Source organism: Coriobacteriia bacterium (assembly GCA_030652115.1).
Lineage (GTDB): Bacteria > Actinomycetota > Coriobacteriia > Anaerosomatales > Anaerosomataceae > UBA6100.
The window spans coordinates 22,124-31,085 of record JAUSBK010000014.1; the positions used below are offsets into that span (position 1 = coordinate 22,124).

At 65.2% G+C, this 8,962-nt stretch carries 9 protein-coding genes; all 9 read left to right on the forward strand.

Going from position 1 to position 8,962, the window contains the following annotated elements:
* Window positions 1-22 precede the first annotated feature (22 nt).
* The gene (gene glmS, locus Q7W51_11830) at window positions 23-1,849 is read left to right on the forward strand and encodes a glutamine--fructose-6-phosphate transaminase (isomerizing) (protein ID MDO8849064.1); all 1,827 of its coding nucleotides are present in this window, start codon (window positions 23-25) and stop codon (window positions 1,847-1,849) included.
* Window positions 1,850-1,851: 2 nt separating this feature from the next.
* Window positions 1,852-2,352, forward strand: a complete 501-nt coding sequence (locus Q7W51_11835) for a holo-ACP synthase (GenBank protein ID MDO8849065.1) — start codon at window positions 1,852-1,854, stop codon at window positions 2,350-2,352.
* A 62-nt stretch (window positions 2,353-2,414) separates the two neighbouring features.
* The gene (locus tag Q7W51_11840) at window positions 2,415-3,929 is read left to right on the forward strand and encodes an NAD(P)H-hydrate dehydratase (GenBank protein MDO8849066.1); all 1,515 of its coding nucleotides are present in this window, start codon (window positions 2,415-2,417) and stop codon (window positions 3,927-3,929) included.
* Between the two features lie 51 nt (window positions 3,930-3,980).
* Window positions 3,981-4,442, forward strand: coding sequence for a CBS domain-containing protein (locus tag Q7W51_11845; protein MDO8849067.1), 462 nt, complete (start codon window positions 3,981-3,983; stop codon window positions 4,440-4,442).
* Window positions 4,443-4,445: 3 nt separating this feature from the next.
* On the forward strand, window positions 4,446-5,570 hold the full coding sequence (gene alr / locus Q7W51_11850) for an alanine racemase (GenBank protein ID MDO8849068.1): 1,125 nt from the start codon (window positions 4,446-4,448) through the stop codon (window positions 5,568-5,570).
* Window positions 5,571-5,841: 271 nt separating this feature from the next.
* Window positions 5,842-6,210: a V-type ATPase subunit subunit G family protein gene (locus tag Q7W51_11855; protein ID MDO8849069.1), complete on the forward strand. Its 369-nt coding sequence runs from the start codon at window positions 5,842-5,844 to the stop codon at window positions 6,208-6,210.
* A gap of 49 nt (window positions 6,211-6,259) precedes the next feature.
* Window positions 6,260-8,230, forward strand: a complete 1,971-nt coding sequence (locus Q7W51_11860; GenBank protein MDO8849070.1) for a V-type ATPase 116kDa subunit family protein — start codon at window positions 6,260-6,262, stop codon at window positions 8,228-8,230.
* Window positions 8,231-8,358: 128 nt separating this feature from the next.
* The gene (locus Q7W51_11865; GenBank protein MDO8849071.1) at window positions 8,359-8,550 is read left to right on the forward strand and encodes an ATPase; all 192 of its coding nucleotides are present in this window, start codon (window positions 8,359-8,361) and stop codon (window positions 8,548-8,550) included.
* Between the two features lie 41 nt (window positions 8,551-8,591).
* The coding region (locus Q7W51_11870) for a V-type ATP synthase subunit E family protein (protein ID MDO8849072.1) at window positions 8,592-8,962 on the forward strand (371 nt) is incomplete at its 3' end.

Below are 8,962 nucleotides of genomic sequence, written 5' to 3' on the forward strand. Positions count from 1 at the left end.
TTCCCGAGGGAGGAGTACCCCTATGTGTGGAATCGTCGGATACTGCGGGTCCCGCCAGGCGAGCGACGTCCTGTTGCGTGGGCTTGCCCGTCTCGAGTACCGCGGATACGACTCGGCCGGTCTGACCGTCATCGGCGATGACGGACTCGCGACGGTACGCCGGGTCGGCAAGCTGCACCACCTGCGTGAGGCGCTCGAGGCCGGGCCGCTCGAAGGCACCCTGGGCATCGGTCACACGCGTTGGGCCACGCACGGTCGGCCTACTGAAGAGAACGCCCATCCCCACGCAGACTGCGCGAGAGCCATCGCCGTCGTGCACAACGGCATCATCGAGAACTACCTCGAACTGCGCGAGGAGCTGGCAGCGGCCGGTCACGTGCTTCGGTCGGAGACCGATACCGAGACGGTCGCGCACCTGGTCGAGAGCTATTACGACGGCGATCTTGCCGATGCTGTGGCAAAGACGGTGCGGTGTCTGCAGGGCAGCTACGCGCTCGCGGTCGTGCATGCATCCGAACCCGGAACGATCGTCGCGGCGCGCCAGGACTCGCCGCTGATCATCGGCGCGGGCCAGGGCGAGACGATCATCGCGAGCGATATTCCGGTGGTCCTCGAGTACACGCGGGACGTGCTCGTGCTTGAGGACGGCGACATAGCCACCGTCACCGCAGGCGGAACCGTCGTGCGCGGTGCGGACGGCGAGGTGCGCGAGCCGGAGCACATGTGCATCGAGTGGGACCTCGCCGCCGCCGAGAAGGGCGGCTACGAGACCTTCATGCTCAAGGAGATCAATGAGCAGCCCACAGCGATCAGGAACACGCTGCGAGGCCGGATGGGTGCCAACGGGGCCATCGAACTCTCGGAGCTCACCCTCGATACCGCCGAGATCACCGCGATCGAGCGTGTGTTCATCGTCGCGTGCGGGACGAGCTTCCACGCCGCCATCATCGCCAAGACGCTGATCGAGCAGTGGGCGAGGATCCATGTGGAGGTCGATGTCTCGAGCGAGTTCCGCTACCGGGACCCGATCGTCGATGGGCGGACGCTCGTCGTGGCCATCACGCAGTCGGGCGAGACCGCCGACACGCTGGCGGGCGTGCGCGAGGCACGCGCGAACGGTGCGAAGGCGTTTGCGATCACCAACGTGGTCGGGAGTCGCGTCACGCGTGAGAGTGATGGCGTCATCTACACCCACGCGGGGCCTGAGATCGGCGTGGCGGCGACCAAGACGTTCACCGCGCAGATCGCCGCGCTCATGGTGCTCGCGCTCAAGCTCGCGCAGGTCAAAGGCACGCTCGAGCAGTCGCGCATCGAGAGTATCTGGGAGGAGATCTCCCGTCTGCCGGAGATCGTGGAGGCGGTCCTCGGCAGCAACGAGGACATCGAGTCATGCGCTCGAGAGTACGTGGATGCCTCGTCATCGCTCTTTCTCGGTCGGGGGATCGGCGTGCCGGTGGCCATGGAGGGCGCGCTCAAGCTCAAGGAGATCAGCTACATCCACGCCGAGGCGTATCCGGCCGGCGAGATGAAGCACGGGCCGATCGCGCTCATCACCGAGGACACCCCCGTGGTGGTCGTGGCCACGCAGGGGCACACGTACGAGAAGGTGATCAGCAACATGCAGGAAGTGCGGGCTCGTGGCGCGCGCGTCATCGCGGTGGCGACGCACGGTGACGATGAGATCCGCAAGCACGCCGAGCACGTGCTGTACGTGCCCAGGACGAGCGAGGCGATCTCGGCGATTCCAGCCACCGTGCCGCTCCAGCTGCTCGCATACCATATCGCCGCGCTGCGCGGCTGCAACGTGGACCAGCCCAGGAACCTCGCCAAGTCAGTGACGGTGGAGTAGCCATGACCGGCGATGCCCAGATGATCAACGGCCTCGGCGTGGACATCGTCGAGATCGACCGGATGCGCGAGGCGCTGAAGCGTCGGCCACGCATGAAGGAGCGCCTGTTCTCCGAGGAGGAGCGCGAGTACTGCGACAAGCGCAACAAGCCGGAGATCCACTACGCCATGCGCTTTGCGGCGAAAGAGGCCGTGCTCAAGGCGCTTGGCACTGGCTTCTCGGGCATGCGCTTCCGCGACGTCGAGGTCGTGCGGGACGAGCGCGGCCGACCCATCCCGAAGCTCTCGGGCAAGGCGGCCGAGGTGGCCGAAGCTGCGGGCGTGGTGGAGATGCACCTCTCGCTCTCGTATACACGCACGAACGCCGTGGCGTCCGCGGTGGCCATCACCGAACAGATGCGGCCGCAGAAGCCGGTTGAGCCCGAGACTCCCGAACAGCGCCTGGCAGCGTCGTTCAAAGACGCGAGGTCGCTTCTCGATGATGTGGGGAACGAAGAGTCGTAAGGACGGTGTCTGGGATCATGACAGGGCCGCGGTCGCGCGGCCCTGTTCGATGGGGGGGCCGGATGCAGTACGCGCTCACAGCGCAGCAGATGCGGGCGATCGAGGAGCGTGCCGTTGCCGAGGGGATCGCGACTCTCGGCGAGTTGATGGAGCGTGCGGGAGCCGCCCTGGCTTCGGAGGCGCTTCGGCGCGTCCCCGAGGGTGACGTACTCGTCGTATGCGGTCCCGGCAACAACGGCGGGGATGGCTGGGTCGCTGCCCGCATGTTGCAGGCGGCGGGCAGGAGGGTGCGCGTCCTTTCACTCGTCGCGGTCGAGGCGCTTGCGAGTCCCGCGGCCGAGGCGGCAGGCGCTGCGCTGGCAGCGGGCGTCCCATGGGCGCTTGTCGGGACGGCGGCGGTCTCCCTTGAGGGTGTCGCAGCGATCGTGGACGCGATGTTCGGCTTTGGCTTGCGCGGCGCGATAAGGGAACCGGCAGCGGCGGTCGTGGCAGCCATCGCCGATTCGGGCGCCTTCGTACTCTCGGCCGACGTGCCCTCCGGCGTCGACGCCGATACGGGTGCTGTCGCCGGTCTTGCAGTGCGCGCAGATGTGACGGTGACGTTCACGGCGCACAAGCGGGGGCTACTTCTCTATCCAGGCGCGGAGCATGCGGGCGCGATCGTCGTTGCCGACATCGGGATTCCTCCGGGCATGGTGGAGGCCGAAGGCGGGCTGGAGGTGCCGCGACCATCCGACTTCCAGCCGATCTTCCCGTGGCCGGAAACCGGGGACCACAAGGGTGCGCGCGGACGCGTTGCCGTCATCGCGGGCTCGGCCATGTACTCGGGCGCTGCGGTGCTCGCCGTTTCCGGGGCGCTGCGCATGGGCGCGGGGTACGTTTATGCAGTCGTGCCCGAGCCGATGGCGGACGTTGTGCGTATGACGCTACCGAGTGCGATCGTGCGCGCGGTGCCGGCCGCGCTCGACGGTTCGATGGCGCGCGTGGACGCCGTTCTAACAGCCGTCGCGGATGCGGACGCGATCGTGGTGGGTCCGGGATTGACGACGTCGCCGAGCGTGGGAGAGATCGTGCGCGCTCTCGTGCGCGATGCGACAGCCCCCGTCGTGCTCGATGCCGACGCGCTCAACGTGCTCGGGGGCGACCTGGCGTCGCTCGACGCAGCCCGGGTGCCGCTGGTGATCACGCCGCATCCCGGGGAGGCTGCCCGACTTCTCGGCTGCGACACCGGCGAGGTCGTTGCGGACCGTCCCGGTGCGGCAGCGCGGCTGGCGGGGGAGTCCCGCGTGTCGCTGCTCAAAGGGGCTCGAACGCTCGTGGCGAGCGCCGACCGCATGGCGGTGGTCCTGGCGGGCAACGCGGGACTCGCGCGAGCGGGATCCGGTGACGTGCTCACAGGGATGATCGGTACCCTGCTCGCGCAAGGCGTTGCGCCCTTCGATGCAGCCGTTGTGGCCGCGCATCTCCATGGACGCGCCGCCGAGTTCGGGACTGCGCGGCTCACCGAGACCTGCTTCACCTCGGCGGACATCGTCGGCTTCCTTCCCGACGCTGTGCGCGAGGTCCGAAGCGGGTAGAATCGAGGTGCGCGGCGAGGGCCGCGATCCATTCCGACACCTGGAGGTACCATGGCCGATCTCACCGCACGTGACATCATGACAAAGGATCCGCTCACCGTGTCAGCCGATCTGTCGGTGACCGACGCGGCCCGTCTGATGGTCGAGAACCGTGTCGGTGCGCTGCCTGTACTCGCCGGCGAAGATCTCATCGGGCTCGTCACCGAGGGCGATCTGATCATGCGGGACGTCAAGGTGGAGTTCCCGACGTACCTGCATCTTCTCGACGGCTTCATCATGTATCCGCCCGCGACTGCGCGCTTCGAATCCGAGCTGAAGAAAGCCGTCGGCGCCACCGTGGAGGACGTCATGTCCACCGACCCCGTCACGGTCGAGGCGAACATGAGCGTAAGCGACGTCGCCACGCTGATGGTCGACCGCGACGTGAGCCGCGTGCCCGTGCTCGAAGGCGGCACGCTCGTCGGGATCATCAGCAAGTCGGACATCGTCCGATCGCTCATCGCCGAGGGCTAGCTCATGCCGTACCGTCGCGGTGCCTGGGCCGAGGTCGATCTCAGCGCTCTTTCGGTCAACGTGCGCACGCTCAAAGCGCTCACGCCGCGCACGACACGCTTCATGGCGGTCGTGAAAGCTGACGGATACGGACACGGTGCGCGCGAGGTGGCACAGGCCGCTGTTGATGCGGGCGCCGATCGCCTCGGCGTGGCCACGCTCGAGGAAGCCATCGTGCTCCGTGAAGCCGGCGTGACCGCCCCGCTCCAGATCCTCGCGGAGATCCCGCCAGACGGTGCATCGCTTGTGTTGGAGCACGACCTCATCGCTACGATCGCGAGCAGAGAGTCCGCAGTCGCGGTCAGCCGCGCGGCGATGCTCGCTCAGCGAGAAGCGGTCTGTCACCTCAAGATCGACACCGGCATGAACCGCATCGGTGTTCGCGCCGAGGACGCCGCCGGCCTCGCGTCGCGGATATCGGACCTTCCGGGCATCGTGCTCGAGGGGGTCTTCACCCACTTCGCGACGGCCGACACGCCGGGCGATTGGGAGTTCGACCGGCAGGTGACTCGTCTGTCGACCGCGTTGGACGCGATGCGCACCGAAGGCGTGCGTCCCGCCATCGTGCATGCGGCGAACAGCGCAGCGACGGTCCTGCACCCGGAGACGCATCTCGACATGGTGCGCTGCGGCATCGCGATGTATGGACTGCATCCCTCGGCAGCAACCGTCGGCTCGGTGGCGCTCGAGCCGGTGATGAGTGTCCGGGCGCGCGTGTCGTTTCTGAAGCGCATCGGTCTCGGTGACGGCGTCAGCTACGGTCTTACCTGGCACGCTGGCGGGCCTGCGACGATCGCCACCCTCCCGCTCGGCTACGCCGACGGTGTCCACCGCGTGCTTTCCAACCAGATGTCGGTGCTCATCGGCGGTCGCCGATGCGCGCAGGTCGGCCGGGTCTGCATGGACCAGCTCATGGTCGAGGTCCCGAACGGGCTTGACGTGCATGTGGGGGACGAGGCCGTGATCGTGGGAACTCAAGGCCGGGAAACGATCGCGATGGATGAAGTCGCGAACCTCGCCGGCACCATCAACTACGAGATGGCCTGCGGATTCGCGCTCCGTCTCGGCCGCGAGTATCGCCCCGCGTAGGCTCCAGGGGCACTCGTCCCGGCACGTCGCCACGTTTGGCGCACCCGGGGGAGGTCGGCGTCTCAAGAACGCTGAACAAATTGTGTGGAGGCGTTGCAGGAGTTCGCCTTCTTCTTGGCGAACAACGCCATCAGACGGGAACGCGCGAGCGCTCCCGCCCGCCTGTTGCGGCACAACCGCGACTGCCCGGGCGCCGGGGTGGAAATGTCCGGCAAAACCGGATCGGCTCGCAGAGGACGTTCGTACCAGTACTGCTACCAAGGAGAGCCCGATGGACGAGAAAGTTCTGGAGGAGATCAGATTCCATCAGGACGCGGTCACCCGGGACGCCAACTCACCGCTGTTCCAGATCCGCGAGAAGGAGATGGAGATCTCCGGCCGGGTGTTCGCGGCGCGCAACCAGGCAGACAAGATGATCAGCGACGCGCGCCAGCGCGCACTGGACATCGTGCGTAGCGCCCACGCTGACGCAGAGCGGCTCGCGAAGGAACATGGCGACAAGGTGCTCGCGGGTGTGGAGTCTTCGATCGAGGACGTCAAGAAGCAGGGCGTTGTCGAGGTCGGGGAGCTCAAAGAGGAATTGGCGAAGCGTCAGAGCCAGGCGGCGGAGTTCGTCGTTAAGCTCGTCACCGCGGTCTGACGCCCGCAGCAGCTCGAGGAATCCCGAGGAATCGGGGGGGAGGGCGCATATGTTGGTCCCAATGGCACGGATGGAGCTGATTGGCCCGAAGAACATCTTTCTTGATGTTCTCAGTCTGCTCCATGAGGCGGGCACTCTGCATATCGAGGACCTTTCAAAGAAGATCGGCGCCGGTGAGCTTCCGCTGGATCAGATGGAAGTGGTTGAGAACCAGCTCGCCGAGCAGGAGCGCATGGAGGAACTGCTCATCCGTCTGCGCTCGATCATCAAGGCGCTGCACCTCCCGTCCGAGGCTGTCGACGAGGTTGCGCGGCAGAAGCACTACCTTGAGCTGTGGCAGCTCGACAGTAAGGAACTCGCCGCCGAGGTGACGAAGGTCATCGACCAGGTCGAGGACCGCACGTCGAGCCTCGCGCAGGCGCAGTTCTCGATGGAGGCCGAGATGGGCCTCCTGGCGCGCTACGAGCCGATCCTCCAGAAGATCCAGCCCCTCGCGAAGCAGATCGTGACCACGGGTGCATACGACTCGGTCGCGCTGCTCGTTGAGCGTCGCTACAAGGGCGCGCTCGAGGGTCTCAAGAAGGAACTCGACGGGATCACGTCCAACCAGTGCGAGATCGTCTCCACCGACGTGGACGAGGACACCACCGCAGTCATCATGGTGTTCAGCAAGAAGTACTCCGAGGCGGTTCACAAGTTCCTCGCCGTGGAGAACGTCAACCAGGTACGGTTGCCCTCCGATTTCCAGGACATGCCGTTCGACGTGGCGTACGACCAGCTGAAGCAGCGTCGTCAGGACCTGCCGACGCAGCTCGAGAAGGTCAGGGAAGAACTCGCGTCGATGTCCAACACCTGGTACATGAAGCTCACCACGGTCCGCGACGTGCTCGTGGACAAGATCGACGAGACCGCCGCGATTCCGAAGTTCGGCCAGACGGAGTATGCATTCGTCATCACCGGCTGGCTGCCCGTGGAGAGCGTGAAGGACTTCCGGAAGCTCATCTCGGACAAGTTCGGCCCGGATGTCATCGTCAACCAGCTCGAGATCGACCAGCACGACTATGAGGAGACACCGGTCTCCCTGAAGAACCCCCAGTGGGTCCAGCCGGCGTCGGCGGCGATGAGCTACCTCATGGGCGGCAAGCCCATGTACGGCACCATCGACCCGTCGACGATCTGGGCCATCAGCTACCCGCTCATCTTCGGCATGATCGTCGGTGACATCGGGTACGGCGCAGTCATGCTGGCGATCATCCTGTGGATGCGGTTCAAGTACAAGGACAGCGCCGCTGTGCAGCTGGCGACCGGTCTGCTCGGCCCCGCAGCCACCTCCGCGATCATGTTCGGCGTCTTCTACGGTGAGGTCTTCGGTGGCCTGCTGTGGAAGCACGGCGAGTTCATGTTCCCGATCATTTCGCTCGGTCAGGGCTTCTCCTTGCCATACGGCCGCGAGCACGCCGTCATGCCGCTCATGATCATGGCGCTCGGTCTCGGCGTCGTGCAGATCCTCTTCGGCCTCATCCTTGGCCTGATCAACTCGCTCAGGATGAAGCACAAGAAGCACGCATGGATCAAGGGCGGCCTGGCTGCGTTCGTGCTCGGCGCGATCATCCTCATCGTCGGCATGGTGCTCCTCAACCAGAACCCGGTCGTGAAAGCGATCGGCGCGATCGCTCTCGGCGGGGGCGTGCTCGTGGTCCTGCGATTCGGCGGGATGATGGGCTTCGTCGAGACGATCGAGACGGTGTCTCACACCGCAAGCTACCTGCGTATCATGGCCATCGGTCTTTCCGACGCGATCTTCGCGAGTGCCATCAATGAGATGGCCGGGGGCTTCCCCCCGATCGTCGGTATCATCGTGGCGCTGCTGTTCCACTCGATCCACCTGGTTCTGGCAGTCTTCACGCCTACAGTCCATGCACTACGTCTCAACTTCCTGGAGTTCTTTGGGACGTTTTATGAGACGGGAAACCAGCAATACAAACCGTTCACGAAAACCGGAGGTGAAAAGAGCGCATGATCAAGAATCGGCTCGCAAGGTTGGTGTTTGGCAGTACGTTCGTACTGACCATGATGGTACCGGCAATCGCTCTGGCAGAGGAAGCTGTTGCTCCTGCCGCAGACTGGCAGACGAGTGTAGGTAAGGCGATCGCTGCCGGTCTGGCTATGGGTATGTCGGCATTGGGCGCTGGGTACGCACAGGCGAAAATCGGCTCCGCTGGTGCCGGCACTCTCGCAGAGCGCCCGGAGGTGGCAATCTGGATCATCACACTCCAGGCGCTACCGGAAGTTATCGTTTTGCTTGGTTTCGTTTCCGCGATCATGATCAACGGCGCGTAGAGGTCTCTCGATAGCAAGCAACGCGGAGGAGAATTCGAAAGATGGCACTCGAAGATATCTTCAGAGCCCTCGAAGATCAGGCGCAAGGCGAATGTGACCAGATTCTTCGGGTTGCTCGCGATCAGGCAGAGGCGATCGCCGAGGATGCGGGCGATCAGGCAGAGTCGATTCGCACCAACCGCGTGGATGAAGCTGAGCGCACGACGCGAAAGAAGGCTTCTCGCACGGTCAATAGTGCACGGCTCGAGAGCAAGAAGCGGGTCGCCGCCGTCAAAGAGGCCGGGGTGAGCGAGAGTTTCGATCGTGCGCTCACGGCCTTGGGCGCGGTACGCGGTAGGAACGATTATGCCTCCATCTTCAAGGCGTTGGCCGAGGAGGCTTCCGCGGGACTTGAAGGCGAGCTGGAGGTGTG